The organism is Nonomuraea sp. AD125B, assembly GCF_041402765.1.
GTDB classification, from domain to species: Bacteria; Actinomycetota; Actinomycetes; order Streptosporangiales; family Streptosporangiaceae; genus Nonomuraea; species Nonomuraea bangladeshensis.
This window is the reverse complement of the sequence record NZ_JBGLOU010000031.1, coordinates 41,213-64,277: the sequence shown is the minus strand read 5'-3', so window position 1 is coordinate 64,277 and position 23,065 is coordinate 41,213. Positions and strand designations below refer to the sequence as shown.

The window sequence follows — 23,065 nt, the reverse complement described above, 5'->3', positions numbered from 1 at the left end:
TGACCGAGGCCCGCCCCGACGCCTTCCTGCCCCACCTCGCCGGCAGCCTGAACAACCAAGCGAACCGGCTAGGAGACCTCGGCCAGCACGAGAAGGCCCTCGAGGCCATCACAGAAGCCGTCCGCACCTATCGCCACCTGACCGAGGCCCGCCCCGACGCCTTCCTGCCCGACCTCGCCGGCAGCCTGAACAACCAGTCCACCGACCTGGGAGCGCTGGGCCGGCACGAGGAGGCTCTCGAGGCCATCACCGAAGCCGTCGACATCCGCCGCCGTCTGGCCGAGGCCCGCCCCGACGCCTTCCTGCCCGACCTCGCCATGAGCCTGAACAACCAAGCGGTCCGGCTAGGAGACCTCGGCCAGCACGAGAAGGCCCTCGAGGCCATCACAGAAGCCGTCCGCACCTATCGCCACCTGACCGAGGCCCGCCCCGACGCCTTCCTGCCCCACCTCGCCGGCAGCCTGAACAACCAAGCGAACCGGCTAGGAGACCTCGGCCAGCACGAGAAGGCCCTCGAGGCCATCACAGAAGCCGTCCGCACATTTCGCCACCTGGCCGAGGCCCGCCCCGACGCCTTCCTGCCCGACCTCGCCGGCAGCCTGAACAACCAGTCCACCGACCTGGGAGCGCTGGGCCGGCACGAGGAGGCCCTCAAGGCCGTCACCGAAGCCGTCCGCACCTATCGCCGCTTGGCCGAGGCCCGCCCCGACGCCTTCCTGCCCGACCTCTCCATGAGCCTGAACAACCAAGCGGTCCAGCTGGGAGCGCTGGGCCGGCACGAGGAGGCCCTCGAGGCCATCACCGAAGCCGTCGACATCCGCCGCCGTCTGGCCGAGGCCCGCCCCGACGCCTTCCTGCCCGACCTCGCCATGAGCCTGAACAACCAAGCGATCCAGCAGGGAGCGCTGGGCCGACACGAGAAGGCCCTCGAGGCCATCACAGAAGCCGTCCGCACCTATCGCCACCTGGTCGAGATTCGTCCTGCTATCCACCAACAAGAGCTGGAGCAATCTCTGAGGGTCGTGGCCTGGCTTCGCGGAGACAATGACAACTCCGACGTCCCACCTGTCTGACGTGCTTCCTCGTATTCCAGATCCTCGACGGTCCGTTGGTGGCGCGGAGGCGAAGTGCTGAGGAAAAGGCTCGCGTGCTTGTCCGGGTTAGCGACGTCGGGCGGCCGGGTCGCGGCCTTGTTGCCAGCGGGCCAGGGCCTCGGGGGAGACACGGGCGTAGCGGGCGAGTGAGGCGACCGAGGTGTGGCCGGAGTAGGCGAGCAGGGTGGAGGTGTTGGCGCCGTCCTCGGCGGCGTGGGTGAGTGCGCTGTGGCGTAGCTGGTGCAACGTCCATGGGCCGCCGGGCAGGTTGGCGGTGGCGTGCTCGAACAGTTCGGCGGCACGGCGGTAGGACAGCCGGGCCCGGCAGGAGCCGGGGTCGACGTCGCCGGGCGGAAGCTGGACGCGGGCGCGCCGGTCGGTGAGGAACACCGGGCCGGTGCGGCGGCCCTCCAGCAGGCGGGGCAGCAGCCGGGCGGTGGCGGTCTGCCAGACGATGACGTCGACGGCGCCGCCCTTGCGGTTGACCGTGGCGCGGCGGTTGCGCTGGTCGAGGTCGCCGATGTCGAGGGCCAGCACCTCGTTGGCCCGGGCCGCCGATTCGTAGAGCAGGCGGAACAGGGTGCGCTCGCGCAGCGCGAGCTTGTCCCGGGTGAGCAGGGCCTCGATGTGGGCGCGGTCGAGGGCTTTGGTGCGGTCGGGGGTGCGGGCGCGGCGGCGGATGCGGCGGGTGGGGTCGCCGGTCAGCCAGTCCTGGTCGCGCCACCAGGTGCAGGCGGAGCCGAGCGCGTCGAGGCGGGCGTTGAAGGTGGCCGCGGCCGCGCCTCCCCAGCGGCCGGTGAACCAGCCGGCGAGGTGGTCGGCGCCGGTCTCGCCCTCCAGGTCGGTCAGCGGTGCGTCGGGGCCGAGCTCGCGGGCGAGGGCGCGCAGCGTGATCGCGTACGCCTTGGCGGTGTTGTGGTTGCCGATGGTGGCCAGGAACTGCTCGACGGCGGCGCCGAGTTCCGGTACGCCGGGCCGCGGCGTCAGCCGCCGGATGCTCCCCATCCCCTCTCCACTCCTCTATCGCAGATAAGCACCACGAGTCACCGGCTCCGGCGGGCAGCCGCTCCCGAAGGTGTGCGAGGTCGGCTGGGCCGTGGCCGGCGGCGTGATCGACTTTACCGCAGATAATGGATCACTATCTGCGATAGCCGGAGAGTGGATAGGACTTGTAGACCTCCACGCTCGTCACTGATGTCCCGCCTCACCGGACTTGAGGCAGTCTCACCGATCATGAGGCATCCCGTCGTTAGTCTCACCCCATACGTGGTGGCTGGCGCTGAGTGCATGGAGGACGAGAGATGGGCGATGTTCTCGCCGCCGATGAAGCCGGAAACCTTCTGACCACTTTCCACGCGGTCGCGGAGGAGACGCACTTCGAGGATGGGCCCACACCACTGGCGCTGGTGGCAGTGTGGAACGACGAGCAGCTGCTGCTGGCCTTCAACCACCTACGCCAGTGCTGGGAACTGCCCGGCGGCATGATCGACCCAGGCGAGACACCACGCCAAGCGGCCATGCGAGAGCTGCGGGAAGAGACCGGCCTGGAAGTCACCAGCCTCGCGTTCGCCGGCCATGCACGCTTCGTCCTCGGCCCAGAGCGGCGCGTCGAGTACGCGGCCCTCTACACCGCCCACGTCGGCGCGCACCCGGACTTCACCCCCAACGAGGAGATCAGCGCGATCTGCTGGTGGGACGGCATCCAGCCCCTCACAGGCCGCGTCCAACCGCTGGACGCCTATCTGGGGAAACTGTCCAGGGTCAGGCGGCCCCGAACGCGCCGTCCCGGAACGGAGGAATAGGAACCGGGCTCCCTCTGGTGCCAGCCGCGCCTTCGGCGTCAAGGAAATCCTCGCTATCGGAGACCTCACCGGTCGGCGCCCGCCGCAGCCGAGACCGACGATCATCATCCCGATCTCTTCCCCAACGATGACAGCCGACGGCGGTGCACCTGGGGAGGCAGCAAGAACAACCCGTGCAGCGGCGAGCCCAAGGACGCACCGCCGCACAGCGGAGAGGAACGCAGACACGCGGTGTTATGGGGGATTCTCGCTCTCCTGGTGCGTGGGGTCCTTGCCGTCGAGTACCACTCGACGTGAGGATCTGCGGCGAACCCCACGATGGCTGTTCTTGTCGCGCATGCACAGGAGAAGCTTCTGTGTGGACCTTCCTACCGCTAGGAAAGCGGGGTAGGGAAGGAGAGCAAGGCCCACGCGTCGTACGCTGTGCGGTCTAAGCGTCGGCGTTTGCCGTCCAGCGTGGCGGGCCGAGGTAGAGGTCCCCCTCTGCCAGGACGGTGAACGGCACGCAAAGGCCCCAGGATAAATCGCTGTTTTCCAGGACAGGGAGCCCGCGATCTTGATAAACCGGGCATCCGGTCTCGGATTGCGTCTTAGCCTGGGGCCGTATCACCCGTGCGTCTGTGTGGCTACTTGATGAGGAGCCACGCCGCGGTTGCCGCCGCGATCAGGATGCACAGGCGGATGGTCCGGGGGGTGCTGTCAACTACGTCCCGGACCATCCGCGCCACCTCCCCGATCCAGGAGGAGGGCGGAGGGTCAACCGGAGCTGGTGGGGGTTCCGGCGCCGCCGGTTCAACGTTGCCGCTGCGGCCGGAGCCGCCCCCGGCGGGCTGTGGTGCAGACATGAAAAGCTTTCCCTTTCAATCTTTCCATTCGAACGATTTTCTTGCGTGAACGAGAAAGGCCCGCATCGGACATTTCGCTCCTTGGTTGCATCGGAGCCGTATCCGCAGCGGGCCATGACAATCCTCCTTCGGTAAGCCCGACCATCGCGTCAAAGGGGTGGCTAGTAGCCACCCCTTCTCCAGTCCCGGTGCCGCCTCCGGAGTCTGTCGAGTCACACCTAACCCCGGAGTCCCTTTGTTCGCAACCAAATCGGCACACTCCGCAGTGTCTCACTAATGGTGACCGATTAGTTACCCAATGCGCGGTTGCGCCCTTCGACTGCCTCGCTGCTCAAGCACTTCGGCCTGACATGCGGAAACAGTTTCCCGGACGGGCGGACTCTTCCGCCGAGACCATCCCAGCAAGCCGGCGCGCTCTTGCCTTACCGGTTATCCGGTAAGGCGGATTATCAACATCGGTCCGCGTCTCCTACAGGTTAATCTCCAGTTTCCGGACTGGATCATCGAAAAGTGAGCATGACTCGGGTCCTTGTCAGCCTCTACGTGCGACCACTTTCCGGCGGACCGCTATCGAGATAACGAGTGACGCGTGTTGTTCACATTCCATGCTTAACGTCCCGTTCGCAGTCCTGCCGACAGAAGGATCAGAACGGATCAAGGCGGAACGGACATCGGTGCCGGAAAGCTCTTTCCATCCTCGACGATGCACGTCAGAAGGGGCATCGGGATTCACTGGCAGTGGTCTTGATCGTTCCGGATCGTTCCGCGCCCTTACTCTTCAGTAGGCCCGAGAAAGCGTTCCACATCGTTCCAAAACGTTCCGGAACACCACTGTCGGACCACCGCCGCTGGGGCGAAAGCCCAGGTAGCAGGCCGTTCCGAAACGATCCTCCCCGCGCCGGGCAAACGCGTAAGGGATTCAGCTCCGCGCCGATACGGAAGAATCGAGCATCTACCGTTCCTCATCAATGGCGATCAGGATTGGCGGTGCAGATCGCCCATGCCCGAAAACCCTCCGGACGCGACGCCGGCGTCCTTGTGCGTGGCAGCCCTGGTCGCTCTCCGGCAGAAGGCCGGAAACCCGTCCTATGGCGACCTTGTCCGCCTGTCGGGGCGGCCGCCGCGGCTCACCAAAACCACAGTCCAAAACGTGCTGACGGGTGCGCGCAAGAATCCGCCACGCTGGACCTGGGCGGCAGACTTCTTCACCGCCTGCCAGCAGTACGTGAAGAAGACTGGCCTGGATCCCGATGCGGTCCTGGGCACCAAGATGGACTGGCATCAGTACTACATGTCCCTGCTCCAGGCACCGGGAGCAGCCCCGCCGGCGCCTGCCCCGAACTCCACCCACCCCTCGACCGTGCCAGAGAGGGTTCCAGGGCCGGGCGACGGCCGCCCGAACAGGCCTGCCCCGATAGCGGCCCCCACGATCATCCCCGAGGCCTCTCACGACACACCTCCCGGTGCATCCCCCCCACAACCGCCCGGCCGCGCCGGCGCCGGTGCGGTGGTGTCGGTCGCGGTCTCCCCGCTGGAGACGCTGACCATGCCCGCAGCCGCGGCACCACCCCCGCTGGCCGACCTCATCTCCCCCTACGACGACGTGCCGTCCTCCGGCTGGACGGTTCCGGCATGGCCCGAGGTCCCGTCACCCGCCATGGCCACCGACGACTGGCCATCCGCAGCCGCGCAGTTCCCGCCGTACGAGCCAGCCAGCTGGATCCCGGCCTACAACCCGCCCGCACCACCTCCCGCACCCCCGTTCGTGCCGCCGCGTACCCCGCCCCAGCTGGAACTTCCTCAACCGGTGGAGCAGGAGGCGACCTACGCGGCGTTGAACGCCATCGGCGAGAAGAAGAGCCTGAGTCACGAGCGGATGCGCGCCTGGTTTGGGCCCCGCGGGGCCCTCCTGCTGGAAAAGGCGGAGGTCGAGCCGCTGGCAGTCGCACCTTCCGGCAAGGCCAGTTACGCCCTGGCCAACCTCGAGCTAGGTATCTTGCTGGTGAACCGGAACGCCTGCCAGGAAGGCCAGCGATTCCTGGAGCGCGCCCGCGACGCCCTGCCCACGATCGCCATCGACCTGACCCCCCGCCCTGGTGACTACTTCGTCGGCACCATTCCCCAGGAGATCTGTCGGCAGGTCGCCGACGGCTATGGCAAAGCTGGACGCCAGGACAACGCAGAGCGGTGGCTGCGCTACGGCGAAACCCTCCTCGCCGACATGCCCATCGGCTTGACCGTAGTGGCCACCGGCAAGCACAACCGCCAGGCCGGAACGATCCAGCATTACCCGCTGAGCAACGCCGCAGAGATCCGTCAGCGCTACTGGACATCCATCCTGAAGATCACACCAGACGCCGATCCCGAACCCACCAGTTCCGCTGCCGCCCCACGTCGCGACCCAGCTGCTTCTCGCCAAGCCCGCCAGGGCCCTGGCTCCACTGACGGCACCCGCTTCACCACGCGCGAGGCGGCCATCCTCAATGCCATGCTCGCCTCCCCCAGCTGAGCCCTCACCATCCGCCTACGCGGTCATGTCGGCGGCGTACGGACGCGCCCTGGCCGAGACGGGTACCGCCTGCCACGCGTCGTACCCGTCGGGCGGATCGACGTGGGGTACCTCCATCGGCGGCACCACTGCCGTCGTATGCCCGCCGGCGTCGGGGCCTTGTAGATGCGAGTCTACTGGGAGTACAGCAGCTGTTATCGCCCGCTGCCCGCCCGCATCTTGGCCGGATACGGACAGGCATGATCGACAACCCACCCTCCTTAACGATCGTCTCACCTGTGTCACGTTCCACCAGCGACCCTTGGAGCCCTTAGTGCTCAAACGCTTCCTCGTCTCCGCTGCTCTGGTCGGCGCCGCGTTGGTTGCCCCCACGGCCGTCTCACTGCCTGCCTCCGCCACGGTCCAGGCGGCCGCCGGCGCCTCCGCGTCCGCGTGCACGTACAAGAGGGACGGCAACGTGTGGCGCTGCATCACTCCAGGCGCGTTCTGCCCGAAGGCGGCCCACAACCGTTACGGGTACGCCAAGGTCACGAACAAGCGCTACAAGTGCACCTACAAGAGCAGCGACCCGTACTGGCGGTGGCGGCGAGCTTAACCCCCAAGGAGCACGCGACGCCCCGTACCTCCGGGCCCGCGTACAGGAGGTATGGACCGTTCTCCGAGCAGAAGCGGTGCAACGTCAAAGAGATAGCTGCCAGGCAAGGACGGCCGACTGGAGATCTGCCGGGCGGCCAGCTGCACCCCTGAGTGGCGGCTCAGCGCTGGTCGTCTGTCGTGGGCAGACGCTGGTCCGGGCAGGCGTCCGCGAGCGCGGCCAGGGCCTGCTGTTCGGCGGGGTCGATGGACAGTTGCCAGCGGGCTTTGATCGCGGTCCACTCGGCGGCGTACCGGCAGCGGGCCGGCTCGTGCGGTGGCTGCCAGGTCGATGGGTCCTGGTCGGCTTTGGATCTGTTGCTGCGGGCGGTGACCGCGACCAGGTGCCAGGGCTCGGTCAGGTCGTTGGCGTAGTCCCGGCGCTGGGCGGCGGTCCAGTCGTAGCCGCCGGAATCCCATGCCTCGGCCAGCGGGACCAGGTGGTCCACGTCGAGGAGGGCGGCGTCATCGACAATCTGGTCGTCGTAGTAGGAGTACCACTGCCCTCCCGACAACCGGCAGCCGTCGCCGACCTGGGGCGGGGTGACGGCTTCGTCGATGAGGACCTCGGCCCGGGTGTTGCAGCCGTCGCGGTCGGCGTCGACCCAGTGGCGGAAGGAGGTGCGCTGGTAGCCCTCGCGCCGCTCGGTGGACACCGGCAGGGCGGCGACCGCGTCGGCCAGCAGCGGCCCCTCCGCACGCTGCGCCACCGCCAGAGGCGCGTGCTGAACGGAGTGCGTGGCCGTCGCCGCGGCGGGAAGGAGGGCGGTCATCTGGGCCATGCCTGCCATGAGGGCGATGCTGATCAAGGCGTTGCGCCGTGGGGGTGAGGCATGCCGGTCCTCTCGCGATCGATACACAGAGCAATAATCAACTACAGAACGTAGCGGACTTTGGTGGGATCGATCACTCCACGTCGCAGTGATATCCGTGTTCCTCAGGCTCTGACGGCGTGGGCAGGATCGCTTCCCATCGCGGCCGGCGCTGTACGCGGGCGGCCACTTGTCACCACAGATCGGCGGACGGACGATCCAAGCACCGTGCTGTTTGCCGCCAGGAAGGCCAGGACCGCCGGTGATCCGCATGCTGATCTCGATCGCGCTCAACCGGCACCTGTCCGGCGATCCCCGTTATGTGCGCTGCGCGACGTGCGGCACCACGGCCAGCGAATACGAGGCCCCGCTGCGGGTCTTGATGCGGTTCACCACCGTCGACGGGCGCCTGGTCGACGGGGACCAGACACCGCCGGAATGGACCTGCCCCTCCTGCGGCCGCGCGGGCCCGCTTCAGGTAGGCGAGTTATTGCCGAACGACACGCTCATCGGCTGCCGTCGCACACGCCTGTGCAGGTATCGCTGGAAGGTCCCAGGCAGCGCCAAGGTGGTCGTCTGTCCGCGCTGTTACACCGCCCAGCCCGGCCCTGCCGAATAGCTCCCGCCTTCGCTATGACCGGCGTTCGAGACGCTCGTCAGCACGCCTTCCGCGGCTCCTGCGCCTTCCAACCCACGTCCCCGGCCGCCGGCGTGCAAGGGCGAGTTGTCCGGCGTGATTGTCCGGGCTGGTGAAAGACAACGGCCTTCCCGGGGCAAATTGGGAAGGCCGTTGTGTGTCTCCCTGAGCGCTCGTCCGGACCAATGAACTGACGCCTCGGGGCGGTCGACCTGGGCCGACCTCGCCGCGGGGTCTAGACCAGCGGCTGTGGGTTCCATGATGCACTGCAAGTTGGTTGTCCAACCTCGCGACCGGACCAGACCGTCTGCAGCCGATGTTTCCCGGACCACTCCGATACCCGCAAGACCTGACCCGGCCGTGGCTCACACCTGGCTGACCTGTCGGTCAGGCAGCAGCCAGGCGCTCTCTTGCCGCCCCCCGCAGCTTCTTGCGGGCGTGGTGCAGGGTGACCCGCACGTTGTTGGGATTGGTTCCCAGGAGTGTGGCGATCTCGGCGGGCGTGTACCCGTCGTAGCGCAGGGCCAGGACGCGCCGCTGCTGGGGCGGCAAAGCGGCGATGGCCTCACGGACCATCTGCTCGTCGGCGCCGTCGTGGCGGGTGGCGAGGTCGCCATGGCACGACGGCGCCGTCGGCGCTTGGCGGAGCTTGAGGGCTTCCCGCTTCCGGAGAGCGAAGAACAGGTTGCGGGCGGCCGTGATGGCGTACGCAGTGGGGTGATCGATCCCCTGGCGGTGCTTGTACACCGCCAGCAGTGCCTCCTGGGCCAGGTCCTCGGCTTCGTCTCGCAGAGCTCCGAGCCCCTGCAGGTACTGCCGCAGCTGTGGAAAGGCCTCGGCGTAGAAGGCGGCGAACGTCCGCTCGTTGCCGAGCGCGCCGAACATGACCACGGCCCACCGGTTGGATGCCTCGGCGACGGCCGCAGCCCGCGCGCGCAGTTCCTTGCGTTGGGCAGGGCTCAGCTTTTCCAGCAAGGAGTGGGCACGCGCCTCCCACTCCCTCGCCGAGCCGATTTCGAGCGGCGTCATGGCGTGCTCTCGCGGGCGGACGTGACCGCCTTCAACGCCGGAGCGACGCCCAGGGCGAGGAGGAGGCTGAGGATCTGCTCGGGCGTCCAGTCCACGAGCGTGAGCACGATGATGACGATCACCACCGTCCAGGGCAGCGCGCCGGGACGGGGTCCCGGGAGGCCGGGCCGGTCGAGGACCGGCGGCACGTTCTGCGGCATGAGGCATCGTTCCTTCGTTGGGGGCCTTGATCGCCGAACGCTCCCGGCAAGAGATGCCAGCGGCTCAGGGCCACACGGATGACTGTGTGGCATCAAGGGTGAAGGGTGCTCCCGCGGGCCCGGAAGAAGCCCCGCGGAGACAGTTTTCGCACTACAGCCCGGTTTAATGCTGCCGGCTCTTCGTCACACTTAACCAGCGACGGACAACGTCTACCCGGCGTGCAAGTTGCACTGCATCACCTTGCTCCGCTGGAGACCGTCCTTCGTTGGGGGCCCGGCCGCCGAACGCTCCCGGCAAAGAGATGCCGGCGACCGGGCCATACCCCCTTCGTGCGGGCCCGGCTTGCCCTTGGTGCCCCCCAGCTAGCGTCGGCGCGCGGCCGGATCCCGGCTTTGCTGCCAGCGGCGCGGCTCCTGGGTCGTCAACGCCGACCGGCACTACGCCTGGCAGAGGCAGCAGTCAACGATCAGCTCGCTGCCCGCAGAGCGGAACAACGCGACCGTTGATCCACCCGTCGTACTCAGCAGCCGATCGCGGTCATGACGACGGGCCGTCAGCCTCGGTGGTCGGCGGTGGGCTCGGCGTCGGTCTGGCGCTCGCGGTCGACGGCGCGGGCGATCGCGTTGTACGCCTCGCCGGTCCGGGCCATCCGCAGGGCCGCACCCGCCATTTCTGAGGAAGCCGTGGTGGTCGACGCGGTGAGGGAGGGTCCTCATGCGCATGCCGCCACTCGCGGGTGGAAGCGGTTCAACCTCCGGGGGATGGAATAGCTCCCAGGGAGGATAGGACCGCTTCCATTCCCAGCAGCCTCGCAGGGGGCACTGCGGGCAGCCCGTACCGTGAGGTTCGGGTGTTTTCCCCTCCACGATCGGCAGCGTCCGCACGGCTTGCCGGAACGTCGTCGGAGGGATCACGCCTTGAGGGAGACGATCGACATCAGTGATCTCGGGCGGCCCTGGCGCTTGGCCGGCCGCCAAGCCGACAGAGACCATCAGTTGATCGTGCCGCCCAGTAGGGCGGACGGGCTTCCTGCCGAAGGATCTCCTGCCCCTGCTGGCAGGAAGCCCGGTCCATAGATCCCAAGCGTAGGCTCCGTTCGCGCCGGTGGTCCGCAAAGGATATTGAGCGGAGCCCTCTTACCCCTCTAGGGCATCCGGATTGCCTCCGCAGTACAAGTTCCCTCTACTCCGTTTTATGTGAAGCTCACATATGCCATGTGTGGATAACGTAGGAGAGGTTGTGCCGAACAAGACCCTGAGCGTTCGCAAGGACGAGCTGTCGCTGTGGGAGCGCGCCAGCCGGGCTGCGAAGGAGTCGCACACCACGGTGTCGGCGTTGGTAGCCTCCGCGCTCGCGCGCTACCTGGGGACCACCGAAGCCATCACCGTGCGCATGTACAGCAGCAACGGCGCGGATCGGCTCGAAGCCTTTACCGGCCGCTGGCTCGTCGACGCCCAACTCGACTCCGATCAAGACCCTGACCGGCATAAGACGGAGCTGCTGCGCGGCCGCTTCGGCCATAAGGGAGCCAGCGCGGAGTGGCGCACAGGCATCGCCGAGACCGGCCGCGGCCGGATCGCGGTCTACCTGCACCACTGGAACTACTTCAACGACTACCCGCCGGAACTGCACGTGTTCGACGACCTCGACCTCGCGCTGCACAAGCTCGCTGACGACGTCCGCATCCCTCCGGGAGTGTGGACCGACGCCAGGATTGCGCTCGTGCGTCGTCCCGTGGTGTGGCGCGACATTTAAGGCCTTCCCAGCGGCAGCGGACATCTGATCCCTCACGCATCGGCCTGGGCGTCGATGTCCTGTGGCTCACTCGGTACGTGGCGGTCCGTTATCGGAGGCCTGACTGCCGTGCAGCGCCGCGAGGATGGCCTGTTCCACGCTGCGATGCACAGTCAACAGGGGTCTGGCGCCGGCGTTGGTCAGCAGGCGCGCGGGTGACTGCTGCAGGGCGGCCAGGTGCAGATCGCCGCCGTGCTGACGGGACAGGGCCCGGACGTTGAGCAGCACGCGCAGGCCGGAGTAGCCCAGCAGTGGTACTTCGCTCAGGTCGAGGACCACGTGGTCATCGGGCTGGCGGCGCGCTCGGGTGATGAAGGCGTCCAGCCGGTCAGCGGCGCCGGCCTCCAGGTCGCCGGCCACCGAGATCACGGTGACGCCTGGCATGTGCTGGCAGGCGAACGTGGGTGGGGTCATCGGCATCATCGCGGCCCCCTGGCAGCGGACGGACCTTCCAGCAGTGCGGGAACAGGTGTGCAGGGTCATGCGGGGTTCAGCCCTGCGTGCGGGTCAGGAACGTCATGACGGCCAGGGCTAGGCCGACGAACCCGGCGAAGCCGGCCGCCCCGGCCAGGATGGCCAGCGGCGCGGGGGTACCGCCCAGCCAGGCCAGGCCGCCGCCGGCGAAGGCGACGACGAGACCGGCGGTGACGATCACGGCCACCCACAGTCCCCGGTTGTTGTTCATGGCGTTCCTCACGACGTGGTGAAGGTCAAGGTCATCGGGCGCGCCGACCGGTGATGGATGCAGGAAAGCGCGTGACGACGATCACGATGACGACGTTCGCCATGCCGTCGCCAGCGGTTCAAACAGGGTCGAACGATGTCGATGCAGGTACGCCAGAGGCGGTGCGAGCCGGAACGAAGTCGACCGGCCCCTGGCCGGGAGGGCGAGGCGTTCGGCTTCGTTCGGTCTTCTTCGATGCTCGTCGAGGTCCACCTGCACCTGCCGGGTGGACATGGCCTACTTTCCTGCAGGCCATGTCGAACAACCTCGAATGAATGATCAGCGCGCGGCTTGCCCTGTATCGGTGGCAACATGACTGCCGTCACGATTCGTAGATCCCTTTAATCACGGCGTGACTCCCCCATTAGAGATCACGAATCGACCGAAGCCATGACCCAAGAGCAAGGCGCTTCCCATCGCGCTTTCATCGGCCAGCTCAACGAGCTGCGGGACCAGGCCGGCAAGCCGCCCCTGGCCCAGTTGCGCAGGCTGTCTCGCAAACCGCTGCCCAACGGCAGGGAGGGGCGCGAGCTCGCCGCCAGCACCACCCAGGAGATCCTCAGCGGCAAACGGCGTCGTCTGCCCCCGTGGAGCTGGGTGGTCTCCTACGTCGCGGCCTGCCACGAGGCGGCCCAGGAGGGGAACCTGGACCTCGGCCCGATGGATATGGAGATCTGGAGGGCCCGCTTGCTGCACGCCCGGCGGGGTGATCGGCCGGTCACAGCCTCGGACGACCGCGCCGCTGTCCTTCCCGCCTTGCCCGGTCCCGCCACGATGCTGTCCGCCGATCGGCTGACCGCCGACGAGATCGTCCAGTGCTACCTCGACATTCACGGGCGTATCGCCGCGCGCCTAGCCCGCACGGCCCTGAGCGGTGACGCTGAGGCATGTTTTCACCTGGCGCTGTTCACCCTGCTGCGCGGCTGGGGCCACGACGGCATGGGCTGGCTTCAGCGTGCCGTCGACGCCGGTCATGAAGCCGCGCTGGCCCTGCAGGACGCCGACGACCTACGCCTCCAGGCCGCCGACGTCGCCTACCGTCACGGCTGCGCCCTGGAGGCGGGTGGCGTCACCAGAGCCAGCATCGCCCGTTGCTTCTACCGGCTCGCCGCCGAGACCGGCCACGCCGAGGCGATCGCGAAGATCACCAGCATGGCCGCGCCTTCCGCAGAACCGCCGGCCACCTCCATGGCTGCCCCTGCCAGCGACGCCTCCTTCGCAGAGGGCCTTTCCTCATCAGAGGACCTTCCCTCATCACTGGACGATGTCTGCGCCGAGCACTTGTCCTGCCGGCACGGCTTGCCATGGCAGCCTGCGCCGCACGTGATCAAATCGGCCCCGGACCAGACACGTCCCGCCAGCGCCCCACCTGCTTCTAGCAGGCTGCCGCACAGCCCCTCCCCAGCACGGGCGTGGTACGGGCCGGCCTGGCAGTCCATGATGGACCTTGTCGGGGCCATTAAAACGGCGCAAGCGCAAGCACAAGCCGTAAAGGAAAAGAAGAACGGCACCGCGTCCGACAACGCCACCAGCTATGGCAAGGACGTTCCGATCTGGCTGTCAGAGACCAACCAGCGCCCCTTCACCGTCTGGCCGGACGGTCCGCAGCTCCCGGAGCGGCCCACGCCACCGAGCACCCCCGGGTGACCAGGCTTCGGCGTGGTCACCCGCCAACGGTGACGAGCGAGGGATCGTGGGCGCTGCCGCGCAGGCCGCGCCGGACCGGCCGAACCCTCTGATCGCTGCCGCGGCTAAAACGGCGGCCCATCGCTGAGCCCTCCTCCAAAACCCCCCTGTGATGAAGCTGGCGTGGCGGAGGCCCATGGATCGTCCTGCGGGGCAGGGGCAAAGCCGCCTCGGGGCGGCACGTACTTCGTACGGGACGGGATGGGAAGGTCGTCGCCGTCCACCGTGGCGTTCCATCGCCGCTGCAGCTCTTCGCGATGTGTGATGCGGTAGGGGCCGTCGTACCCGTTGGAGTCTTCCTCGTACACATCGTCGGGGTCGATGTCGGCCAGGGCGCACAGCGGGGCGTAGATCGCCCACATGGTGGACCACCGTTCAGGCACCGTCAGCCCCTTGAGGACGCGCCGGATCGTCTCCTGGCTGGCGGTCCCTTCAAGGTCCATCCGATCGGCCTGCGCCACGATGGCACGCAGCACCGGGCGGCCGGCTTGCCGGTACATGTGGTGGAGTTCTGCCAGCAGGAGCCTGTGGGGTCCCTGGGGGATCTCCTCCTGGGACGGCATCCGGATGCCTCTGCCCTTGGCCATCGCGTCGCGCCTCTCTACGACCGTTGGTGGCAAGAGAAGTCTAGGTTTGACAACTCCTGACTCGCCGCGATTTTCGATAACCGCCGTGCGCGCCGGGCTGACCCTCTTTCACCTGATTAATCCCTCAGGTCCTACCGCTCTGAGCAGGGCTGAGCCTGGATCTGGGCGCCCTTCCGCATCAGGTTTCGGGGCGCTCAGCAGCGAAGACGAAGAGCGTCTTCGCGTAAGCACTGAGGAGAGAACGCCTTGGCTCTGCTGACTACCCGCGCCGCGCTCGTCTTCGGCATGGCCGCCGGCGCGGCCGCCCTCGCTGGCGCCCTGGTCCTGAAAGAGGGGAGGTCCTGGCCTACCGCGATCCTGGTCGGCGCTGGCGCCTTCGTGGGTGCCGTCACCTTCATGAACGGGGTGATCTCGTAACCGCTCACACGGAGCGCTGCCTGGCGGGCGGCCGGGACCGGCCGGAGAGCCGCATGCCCGGCCGTCCGATCCACCAACAGCGCCTGGTGCCGTGCGCGCCGGGCACTCTTGATGGCCCTCCGCCCGGGTCCGTGCCATGAGCCCCAAAGTAGAACGTTGCCGCAGGCCACAGCGGGTGACGGCTGCGGTACCCGACTGCGGGTTTCGGCCTGGACGGTCGGGGGCCGGAGCGGATCGGGGAGTCAGGGGCGCGGCGCTTACGCCCGAGCGGTGGGTGGTGGGGATTGATGTCGCCAGCGTTCGGTTCATGAGTAGTCGTAGTGGGGGCTACCACCGAATTCCTTTCACGGTTTGTGCTCTTCACATCGCCACCCACAGGCATACAGGCGCGCCGGCGACCTGAGGCATGGCCCTGTTCCCGCGCCGCACACGTAGCGCCGGATCTTCGGTGGCGGCAACGAGACGTACGGCTCCACCTTGGTGATCAGCGGTAGGTCGGCATCGTCGCTGTCTCGGGCAGGCCTTGGGGCTGCACGGATTCCACTGTCCTCGCCGTAGCGGCATTCGTCGTCGAGGGGCCGCGGGTTGGGCGGCTCGATCACCTTGAGCCTGCGTCGTCGTTGCAGGTCTTCCTCGGTGATCAGACCGCCGACGCTGTCGGCGTATTGGTCGCGGTCGGTGGCTCGGACCCACCATCTGCGGTTCAGTCGCTTACCGACGACGATGACGGGAACATAGTCGCCGGCCGCAGTGTCGCGCACGAGGTCATCAAGCTGATATGGGAAGGCGGGCACCCACTTCCCGTGGAGTCGGCCACACTTGCCGCGCACGCGGACCGGGCAGGGTTCAGGGTTTCTGATGTTGCAACGCTCCATTTCCAGGGTGCGGACGCCGCCACGAATCTGGAGGTTCCCGCCCTCGGAGATGTACTTCCACGGGAAGTTGTCGGTTCGTGCCCAGGGGACATGGTTGATGAAGTCCCGTTGTGGGTCCACGGTGGTCCACAACGACGTTATGCCGTCGTCGCGGGCCAGCTTGGTGCGCTTTTTGACCGATGTCAGGCTGGCGTAGGCCAGCTGCACTTCGTGGCCCACTATGAGATCCCCGGCGCCCTTGACGAGAACGTCGGTTCGCCGACGGCCGTCCCGGGCACGGTCCTCGACCTCAACCGTGAACCCGCCGAGTTCGGCGGCCCGGGCGATGCGCTCCTTGAACGCCTTGTGTTGATCACCCTCGCCTGCGGGGTGGTCGGCGATCGTGGTGTTGAAGTGGCTGGCGAACCGGACGCCGTCGCGCTCGGTGAGGAACATCCACTCGGGGCACTCTGGCCGCGCTTCCCGGCATTGCATGCACTGAAGCTGGCGTTGTGGGACCGGCCGTTTGTCGGCGCGCAGGCGCTCCCACAGTCCTGGCAACTCCGGGTGGCCCAGGTCTGGTTCCGTGAGGTTGAGCTCGAGGTCGAGGCCGACGTGATAAACGCTGGAAGCCATAACCCGCACACCTCTCTGCGGTCGGGGGACATTTCAAGGATCCGCCATGCACCCGACAGAAAACCTGAGAAACGTTCCCGCAGGTCAAGGCCATGATTGTTTGCGTTTCTGCAGGTAAACGCGCATGAATTGGGCCCGTGAAACGCCGGGAGGTTTTGCGATCAAAGCTCGTTCCGCTCTGTTGGGCGGGACGGCCCGGATGCGCCGTGATATCGACGGGTGGCTCGGCGAGCCTGGCCGCGGCCTGGCGGCCTTGTACACAAGCTGCGCCCGCGCCCCGGCTGAGGAGGAACCACCTCAGCCGGCCGTGTCAGCGGCTGCGGCCATCGTGGGCCGCAGGGGCCGGGGGCGAAGTGCTTCGCCTCCCGGCCCTGGAGGCGGGGTGGATCATCCAGCTCGGGGAGGCCAGACCAGCTCAGGCTTCGTGCGCTGAGCGCTGTTGGCACGGTTGGCGCGGTCCAGGAGACGCCAGGCGCTGGCCCACCGTTGCTGTTCTTGGGCGTCACCGCCACACCCGCGGATCAGGCCGATCAGGTACTGCATCGTGAGGGCCGGCCTTCCCGGCTTCTCATAGATGATCCTCGCGATGGTGGCGTGGGAGAAGGCGCCTCCTGAACGCTCTGCAAGATGGCGACTGGAGGGCTTGTCGACCCATCGCCAAAACTCTCGGGCCAGTTCTTCCAGTTCAGCCACGGATCGCGCGGTGAACGGGTCCGGCTTGAGGTCATACCCGGGTGCGTCCGGGATCGCTGGTTCAGCGAGCCGTTCCGCCCGCCTGGAGTATCGGCGTTCGGAGTGGAGATGGATCGTGCCACCGGTGTTGTTGATGACGTACGTTCCGGCCTGATCATCCGCGTGGGAGATACGGACGGTGTCGGACCAAGGCCGGTAGAGCTTGGCCCGCTCGTAGGCGGCGTGGAAGGCCGTGTAGCTGGATTCTGGCGCTCCCAGCTGGTGCAGGAGACTGTTGATCAGGCGCCAGGAGGGAAGCTGCTTTGTGGGGCTGAGTGATTGCCGCAAAGCGCTGATCATCGTTCCAGGGGGCCATGTGTGCTGCTGCCAGTCTCGCCCATCGGTGTGACGGTCGATCAAGGCCTTCATGAGCCCTTCGAAGGTGGCGAGGCTCTCAGAGGCAGCGATGGGCGTCGGGACGATCGGCGACGCCGGGGGTTGAGGCGTCGTCACGCGCGTTTCCTTTGGGCCTTGGTCGCCCTGCGCCCGGTCCAGTTCAGGATCCGTCCGTAGGACACGCCCATGATGAACACGATCGCGGTCGTAACGACCGTTGGCAGATAGGCGATCTGCATGAAGGCCAGGCCTCCCCCCGTCATCACGGTGTGGACCACGGGCACCAGCCAAGGTGGTGGGCTGATCTCGGCTTTGAAGGTGAGCTTCACCTAACGTTCCTCCCTTGCTAGGAGCACAAGGGAGGGACCCGTCAGTCCACTCCCTTGTGCGACTGGAACACTTCGGCGCGAAAATGTCCGCGTACGCGAACAGGTCGGCCTGGCACAGCCGACCTGTCACGGGAAACACTCGCTCCGTTAACGGACAATAGTGGCCCTCTTCGCCTCAGGACGCAAAGTCGTAACGATTTCCTTCTCTATTACGGAAAACCGTATTTGCAGAGTTTCGGCTATCTCGTAAAACCATCGGCTGTATAGCCATGTCAACGGGTCGACTTTATCCGTATAAACCTGTCTGCTGCTGTATCAACCTGTAAAAGCTACTTCCCAGTACATGGCGCATAATCGATACTCGGACAGGTCCGCGACGCGCTCAGCGAGGTCGCGGGCCGTGTGCGTTCCGGCACCCCTTGCTCGACTGGAACACGACAAGACATCGGACGCGCATCACAGGGAGACGCACCCGTCTGGCACCGGGTCCTCCCGGACATGAGCGGAGGCAGCTTCGAGGCCTCCGCTCTTTGTCGTTCCGGCCGGTACCGGCCAAGCCGCCGGTAAGAATCGCGCCACACGGCCCAAACGAGCGGCATCGCCCCAGGTCACGGTGCGACTGCGCCACCCGCCAAGGGCCAGTTTCGGTCCGGGTACGACGCGATTCCCACCGGCACCCCAACATGACCAACGATGCGATGGCGAGGGGAGACGAGCATGCAACGTCCTGGACCGTTCGGGTTCCTGCTGGAGGGCTGGGAGAACCGGAGCGTGTGGGGCTGGGATGAAGGCACCGGCAGCTGGTGGGCGCAACTGTGGCGCAACGATCTGCCCGACGACCCGGTCGCCGACGCTCCGCACGTGAGCATCGGCCCGCTCGCCGGGCAGCACATCTCCGCGGTGAGCGGCCTGGTGCCGCTGATCGCCGCCGCCACGGGGCAGGATGCGGATCACATCGACCAGCTGCTGGCCGAAAGCATGCGCTGACCACCCCGGTCCCCGCCGCCCGTCGGCGTAGCCGGCGGGGGCCGTGTGGTCAGCGGCTCAGCCCCGGGCCGCGGTCGACGCCCCGGCTGGGTGGCGGCCAGTAGGCCTGGCGGCGCTCCTGTTCACGCTGCCGGCCGGGTGCCGGGATGGTGGGGCCGTCCGGCCGGGCGGCCGCCTCTCGTTGGCGTTGGGCGTGCTCGGCGCGGGCGGCGCGTTCGAGCTCGCGCCGGTCGGGCGGCAGGTCGGCGCGGCGCTCCCGTTCGTCGTGGAAGGCGGCCAGCTCGGCTTGGAGGAGCTGGTGCTCGTGGCGGGCGCGGCTGGCCCGGTGGGTGGCGTCGTCGACGTCGCGGGCCCGGGCAGCACGCTGGACGGTTTCCAGGTCGCGTTCGAGGTTGTTGCGCTGGCGCCGCACCAGCGGCCAGGCCGTACGGGGCGGCGCCGCGGCGGCGGCCTGCTGGGCGGCCTGCTCCAGGGCGGGGCCTTCCTCGAGGACGGGCGCCAGGCGCTCGTGCACGGCGGCCAGGTCCTCGCGGATGCGGGGCAGGATCGCGTCCAGTTCGCGGCGGCGGGCCCGGTGGGAGGGGCGCAGGTTGCCCAGCCCGTCGAGTTCGCGCTGCAGGTCGGCCTCGCGCCGGCGTAGCCGGCGGATCTCCTCGCGGCCGTCCAGGACGCTCTGGCGGGCCTGCTGCAGGCGGCGGGCGGCGTGCTCGGCGGCGTCGACCTGGCGAACGTGCTCGGCGAGCCGGGCCCGCGTCTGCTGCAGCTGGCGCTCGGCGGGGCCGCCGCCGTCGCGGGCGTAGCGGTGAGCTTCCTGTTCGGCGGCCGCGAGCGCAGCGGCCGCCGACGCGACGCGTTCGGTCAGCGGCTGCATGCGGGCGGCCAGCTGTGCGTCGGACAGCAGTCCGACCCCGTGCGGGTATTGGGTCAGGGTCAGCAGGGCGCTGGCGCGCCGGACGGCGGCCTTCGCCTCGCGCTCGGCGTCCTGCAGCTGCTGGCGGGCTTGGCGCAGGCCTTCGTCGTCAGCGTCGACCGGCCCGGTGTCGACCGGCCTGGCGGCGGTCGCCGGCGCGGCTGCATCGCGGTCGGCGGCGCGGTCGACGGCGCGGTCCACGTCGATCTGGCGGCCCGGGTCGCCGGCGCGGTCGGGGGCCTGGCCGGTCAGCCGCTCGACCGTCCGCGGTCGGCGGGCGGGCTCGGCGTGTTCATGCTCGGCGTGCCGGCGGGCGATCGGCTCGGGCTCGGCGGTCACCAGCCGGTCGGCGCGATCGCCTCGCAGGGTGGCGGCGTAGGCGGCCAGCGCGCGCTGCAGCTCGACGGCGTAGCCGGCGGGCTCGCCGAGCCGGGCCCGGTCGGCGTCGCTCTCCAGCAGCTCGCGCGGCAGATACAGGCGGGCCGTCTCCCGGTCCCGGGACATCGCGGCGTAGAGGCTGTGCGGGTCCAGACCGTGGCCGTAGACGAGCGCCTGGTCGACGGTGGCGCCCTGGGCGGAGGCGACTGTCAAGGCGGTGCCATAACCGAGCCCGCCGGCAGCGATGTAGCCGGGGGTGATCCATTCCTGTTCCACGCGCGGCCCGTCGGCGTACGAAGCGCGCCATGCGACCAGCACCCGCCGCTGGTCGTCGATCGCCATGACGCGGCCGCGGTAGCCGTTGAGCACGTTGGCGCCCTGGCCGCGCCGGGCCCGGTAGTCGTTGGTGTGCACGCGCACGTGGTCGCCGACCGCCAGCGCGATGCTGCGGCCGCCGGTCTGGCGGTAGCGCACGTCGGGGCCGATGATCTCACCGGCGGCGCGGCGCACCGCCCGCGCCGCAGCGTTTAGCCGGTCGACGTCGGCGTTGGTGGCGGCCAGCAGCGCCACATTCGCCAGCTCGGCGTGCACGTCCCCGGCGTAGGCCTGGCGGGCGTGCTGCCAGTCGGCCAGCATCGCCGCCATCGTGTCGTCCGCGCCCCGCCCGGCGTGCACCCGCCCGGCCTGGCCCCAGGTGCGCAACGCCTGCTCACGCCGCCCGCCGCGCCACAAGGCGAGGGCGGCCCGCTCGCCGACGTCACGCTGGCGCCGGTTCTCGCCCAGCACCAGGCCGTCGACCTGGCGGTGGATCGCGGCGAACAGGCCGCCCACGCCGATCGCCCGCAGCTGGACCGGGTCACCGATCAGCACCACCTTCGTGGCCGTGCGCTGCGCCTCAGTCAGCAGCTCGGTCAGCTGCCGGTCATCGACGATCGCGGCCTCATCGACGACCAGGACGTCGACGCCGTCCAGGCCGGGACCGCCCTTGATGCGCAGCAGCCAGGTGGCGATCGTGTCGGAGGCGATACCGGACTCGGCGGCCAGCCCCATGGCCGCCACCGCGGCGGTGGCCGCGCCGGCCACGACCAGGCCGCGACTCTCCCACGCCGAGCGGGCGGCCGCCATGATCATGGTTTTGCCCGCGCCGGCCACGCCGATGACCGCGTCCACCGCGTGCCCGCCGCCCACCAGGCGTTCCAGCACCTCGCGCTGGGAGTCCGACAGCGTGATCCCGGCGCCGGCCTCGAACGCGCCCACCGCGAGCTCGGCGGCCGCGGCGTCGACCACGGCCAGACCTGCGCCATAGCCGACGCGGGCGGCCGCCAGCGCCGTCTCCTCAGCGCCGGTGACGTCGCTGGAGGTGTAGCGCTGGCTGTTGGACAGGTGCACCGCCCCGGCCGGCGGCAGCTCGACCACCGGGCCGTGCGCCAGCACCTGGTCGGTGAGCGCGTCGGCATCCGCCAGGCCGGCAACGCCGTCCGGCAGCGCGTCCATCACCGCGGCGAGCACGTCGGCGCGGGAGACGATTTTGGTGTGGCCGGTCAGGCCGTCCTCGGGTCGCCAGATCCACGCGGCGATCGCCTCCGGGCTGGGCCGCTCAGGCAGGCCGGGCGCGGCGGCCAGGCAGGCGGCGGTCAGCGCGGCCGGGTCGACCCCGGCGGCGCGGGCCTGCCCGGCCCAGGAGGTGCGCAGGTCCACCGGCCCGGCCGGGGCGGAGTCCTTGGCCTCCCGGGTACGCGCGGCGGCGTTCTTGGCCTGCGCGGTGCTCGCGCTGCCGTCCAGGCCCATCGCGGCCAGCAGCTCGGCGACCTGCCCGCCACGCTTGCTGAACAGGGCGCGCAGGTCCTGCCCGATGCTGGTGATCTCCCACGCGCCGGTGTGCTCATCCCGCTTCCAGGCGATGCCGTACCGCTCGGTGAGCAGGCGCCGTAACCGCGCCTGCACCAGCGTGCCGGCGGCCTGGACGTGCCGGTGCAGATCGCGGCCGCCGGCGCCGAGCGTGGACCACGTGCCGTCCTTGCCGCGCAGCATGTTCGCGATGACCACGTGGGCATGCAGGTGCGGGTCTGGCGCCTGGCCACGGACCGGCCGGGCCGCCCGGTGCCACATGACCCACCCCAGCAGACCGGTGCCGGCCACGCGTTCGGCGCGCTTGCCGTCGCCGTGGTGGCCGCGCATGCCGTACCCGGCCCACTCCTCGACGGCGGTCACCGTGTCGGCCACCGCTTCGGCGAACGCGTCCTCGATGCCGCCGGCCAGCTCCGGATCGGCCAGCCCGTACAGCACGGACACGCTCTTGGGCAGGTCCAGGGTCAGGTCATAGCCGCGGTTGCCCACCTGGACCCGGGCGTCACGGTGAGCGCGGGCCTGTCCCAGCGGGTCCGGCTCATACAGGCCGTCCAGGTCGAGGCCGGCGGCGGCCGCCAAGCGCTCGGCGTCGCCGACCGGGATGCTGTGCGCCTCGCCCTCCCGCTCGACGCCGCGGATCAGGCGGCCGGCCCGTTTGGCCGCCCACTGCACGCCGGCGAGCATCCGCTCGACGCTCAGCCCGCGGGCGTCGGCGGCCTGCTGCAGCGCCTCCAGCAGCGGCTGGCCGGGCAGCAGCGCCCGCGGGTCCACCGCCTTCTTGGGCTTGACGAGCTGCTCTCCGGTGCCGGGGTGGCACCCGGCCATGAGCGCGCGGGCGGCCTTGTGATCCTGGGGCGTCGCCAGCGCGGTGCCGGGCTCGATGCCGACCTCCCGCAGACCGCCGCCGATCCACGTCAGGCCGCGCCCGGCCTCCTGCCCGGCCGCGAGCTCCTGGCCGCCGTTGCCGTCGGCGGCGGCGAGGCGGTAGGCGACCTGGTCGCAGCCGGCGCCCTCGCTCAGCCGGTAGTCGACCTGAACCGCTGAGGGGCCCAGCACGGTCAGCCATGCCACTCCGTGCCACCCCCTCCATACCCGTGCATGACCGGGCGGGTGCAGCCCGCGTATCGCTTAGCGATACCTGGGTACTTCGATCTTGAAGCTGGTAGATAAATGGTGACATTTGTGAGTAATGAGTGGCAATGCGCCTTGTCGGACTCGTTCGTGGCTGGGGTCCCGGTAGTCATGGCGGAGGATCCAACGGATATGCCGGTTACCTGCGCTTATG

General features: G+C 68.8%; 20 protein-coding genes. 9 read left to right on the top strand and 11 right to left on the bottom strand.

The window, feature by feature from the left end; all coding sequences use genetic code 11:
• Window positions 1-1,073, top strand: a 1,073-nt coding sequence (locus ACBR40_RS45835) for a tetratricopeptide repeat protein (protein ID WP_371252816.1), incomplete at its 5' end; no start/stop codon positions are given.
• An 87-nt stretch (window positions 1,074-1,160) separates the two neighbouring features.
• On the opposite strand, the gene ACBR40_RS45830 is transcribed toward ACBR40_RS45835, so the two are convergent.
• Window positions 1,161-2,099, bottom strand: coding sequence for a tyrosine-type recombinase/integrase (locus ACBR40_RS45830; protein WP_371252815.1), 939 nt, complete (start codon window positions 2,097-2,099; stop codon window positions 1,161-1,163).
• Between the two features lie 296 nt (window positions 2,100-2,395).
• On the opposite strand from ACBR40_RS45830, the gene ACBR40_RS45825 reads away from it, so the two are divergent.
• From ACBR40_RS45825 to ACBR40_RS45815, 3 genes are all read left to right on the top strand, one after another.
• On the top strand, window positions 2,396-2,896 hold the full coding sequence (locus ACBR40_RS45825; protein WP_371252814.1) for an NUDIX hydrolase: 501 nt from the start codon (window positions 2,396-2,398) through the stop codon (window positions 2,894-2,896).
• Window positions 2,897-4,741: 1,845 nt separating this feature from the next.
• Window positions 4,742-6,250: a hypothetical protein gene (locus ACBR40_RS45820; RefSeq protein WP_371252813.1), complete on the top strand. Its 1,509-nt coding sequence runs from the start codon at window positions 4,742-4,744 to the stop codon at window positions 6,248-6,250.
• Between the two features lie 313 nt (window positions 6,251-6,563).
• The gene (locus tag ACBR40_RS45815; protein ID WP_350780312.1) at window positions 6,564-6,845 is read left to right on the top strand and encodes a hypothetical protein; all 282 of its coding nucleotides are present in this window, start codon (window positions 6,564-6,566) and stop codon (window positions 6,843-6,845) included.
• 160 nt (window positions 6,846-7,005) lie between these two features.
• On the opposite strand, the gene ACBR40_RS45810 is transcribed toward ACBR40_RS45815, so the two are convergent.
• Window positions 7,006-7,674: a DUF1524 domain-containing protein gene (locus ACBR40_RS45810; RefSeq protein WP_371252812.1), complete on the bottom strand. Its 669-nt coding sequence runs from the start codon at window positions 7,672-7,674 to the stop codon at window positions 7,006-7,008.
• 283 nt (window positions 7,675-7,957) lie between these two features.
• On the opposite strand from ACBR40_RS45810, the gene ACBR40_RS45805 reads away from it, so the two are divergent.
• The gene (locus tag ACBR40_RS45805) at window positions 7,958-8,314 is read left to right on the top strand and encodes a hypothetical protein (RefSeq protein WP_371252811.1); all 357 of its coding nucleotides are present in this window, start codon (window positions 7,958-7,960) and stop codon (window positions 8,312-8,314) included.
• Between the two features lie 405 nt (window positions 8,315-8,719).
• Here the strand turns inward: ACBR40_RS45805 and ACBR40_RS45800 are convergent, their stop codons facing one another.
• Together ACBR40_RS45800 and ACBR40_RS45795 are read right to left on the bottom strand one after the other, a co-directional pair.
• Window positions 8,720-9,361, bottom strand: coding sequence for an RNA polymerase sigma factor (locus ACBR40_RS45800; RefSeq protein WP_371252810.1), 642 nt, complete (start codon window positions 9,359-9,361; stop codon window positions 8,720-8,722).
• The gene (locus ACBR40_RS45795; protein ID WP_371252809.1) at window positions 9,358-9,561 is read right to left on the bottom strand and encodes a hypothetical protein; all 204 of its coding nucleotides are present in this window, start codon (window positions 9,559-9,561) and stop codon (window positions 9,358-9,360) included. The genes ACBR40_RS45800 and ACBR40_RS45795 overlap by 4 nt, the downstream gene beginning before the upstream one ends.
• Window positions 9,562-10,801: 1,240 nt before the next feature.
• On the opposite strand from ACBR40_RS45795, the gene ACBR40_RS45790 reads away from it, so the two are divergent.
• Window positions 10,802-11,317: a hypothetical protein gene (locus ACBR40_RS45790; protein ID WP_371252808.1), complete on the top strand. Its 516-nt coding sequence runs from the start codon at window positions 10,802-10,804 to the stop codon at window positions 11,315-11,317.
• A gap of 66 nt (window positions 11,318-11,383) precedes the next feature.
• Here ACBR40_RS45790 and ACBR40_RS45785 read toward each other — a convergent pair whose 3' ends face one another.
• Both ACBR40_RS45785 and ACBR40_RS45780 read right to left on the bottom strand, forming a co-directional pair.
• On the bottom strand, window positions 11,384-11,779 hold the full coding sequence (locus tag ACBR40_RS45785) for an STAS domain-containing protein (RefSeq protein WP_371252807.1): 396 nt from the start codon (window positions 11,777-11,779) through the stop codon (window positions 11,384-11,386).
• Window positions 11,780-11,846: 67 nt separating this feature from the next.
• Window positions 11,847-12,041 (bottom strand): hypothetical protein, encoded by a 195-nt coding sequence (locus tag ACBR40_RS45780; RefSeq protein ID WP_371252806.1) that lies wholly within the window; start codon window positions 12,039-12,041, stop codon window positions 11,847-11,849.
• A 429-nt stretch (window positions 12,042-12,470) separates the two neighbouring features.
• On the opposite strand from ACBR40_RS45780, the gene ACBR40_RS45775 reads away from it, so the two are divergent.
• Window positions 12,471-13,727, top strand: coding sequence for a hypothetical protein (locus ACBR40_RS45775; protein ID WP_371252805.1), 1,257 nt, complete (start codon window positions 12,471-12,473; stop codon window positions 13,725-13,727).
• 104 nt (window positions 13,728-13,831) lie between these two features.
• Here ACBR40_RS45775 and ACBR40_RS45770 read toward each other — a convergent pair whose 3' ends face one another.
• Window positions 13,832-14,329: a hypothetical protein gene (locus ACBR40_RS45770; protein ID WP_371252804.1), complete on the bottom strand. Its 498-nt coding sequence runs from the start codon at window positions 14,327-14,329 to the stop codon at window positions 13,832-13,834.
• Between the two features lie 270 nt (window positions 14,330-14,599).
• Between ACBR40_RS45770 and ACBR40_RS45765 the strand changes: the two genes are divergently transcribed.
• On the top strand, window positions 14,600-14,770 hold the full coding sequence (locus tag ACBR40_RS45765) for a hypothetical protein (protein ID WP_371252803.1): 171 nt from the start codon (window positions 14,600-14,602) through the stop codon (window positions 14,768-14,770).
• Window positions 14,771-15,114: 344 nt separating this feature from the next.
• On the opposite strand, the gene ACBR40_RS45760 is transcribed toward ACBR40_RS45765, so the two are convergent.
• From ACBR40_RS45760 to ACBR40_RS45750, 3 genes are all read right to left on the bottom strand, one after another.
• On the bottom strand, window positions 15,115-16,260 hold the full coding sequence (locus tag ACBR40_RS45760; RefSeq protein WP_371252802.1) for a hypothetical protein: 1,146 nt from the start codon (window positions 16,258-16,260) through the stop codon (window positions 15,115-15,117).
• Window positions 16,261-16,647: 387 nt separating this feature from the next.
• Window positions 16,648-17,445, bottom strand: a complete 798-nt coding sequence (locus ACBR40_RS45755) for a hypothetical protein (protein WP_371252801.1) — start codon at window positions 17,443-17,445, stop codon at window positions 16,648-16,650.
• On the bottom strand, window positions 17,442-17,657 hold the full coding sequence (locus ACBR40_RS45750; RefSeq protein ID WP_371252800.1) for a hypothetical protein: 216 nt from the start codon (window positions 17,655-17,657) through the stop codon (window positions 17,442-17,444). Before ACBR40_RS45750 ends, ACBR40_RS45755 begins: the two co-directional genes overlap by 4 nt.
• 717 nt (window positions 17,658-18,374) lie before the next feature.
• Here ACBR40_RS45750 and ACBR40_RS45745 point away from each other — a divergent pair.
• A complete protein-coding gene (locus ACBR40_RS45745; RefSeq protein ID WP_371252799.1) occupies window positions 18,375-18,644 on the top strand; it encodes a hypothetical protein in 270 nt (89 codons plus the stop codon).
• Window positions 18,645-18,693: 49 nt separating this feature from the next.
• On the opposite strand, the gene mobF is transcribed toward ACBR40_RS45745, so the two are convergent.
• Window positions 18,694-22,851: a MobF family relaxase gene (gene mobF, locus ACBR40_RS45740; RefSeq protein ID WP_371252798.1), complete on the bottom strand. Its 4,158-nt coding sequence runs from the start codon at window positions 22,849-22,851 to the stop codon at window positions 18,694-18,696.
• Between the last annotated feature and the right edge of the window lie 214 nt (window positions 22,852-23,065).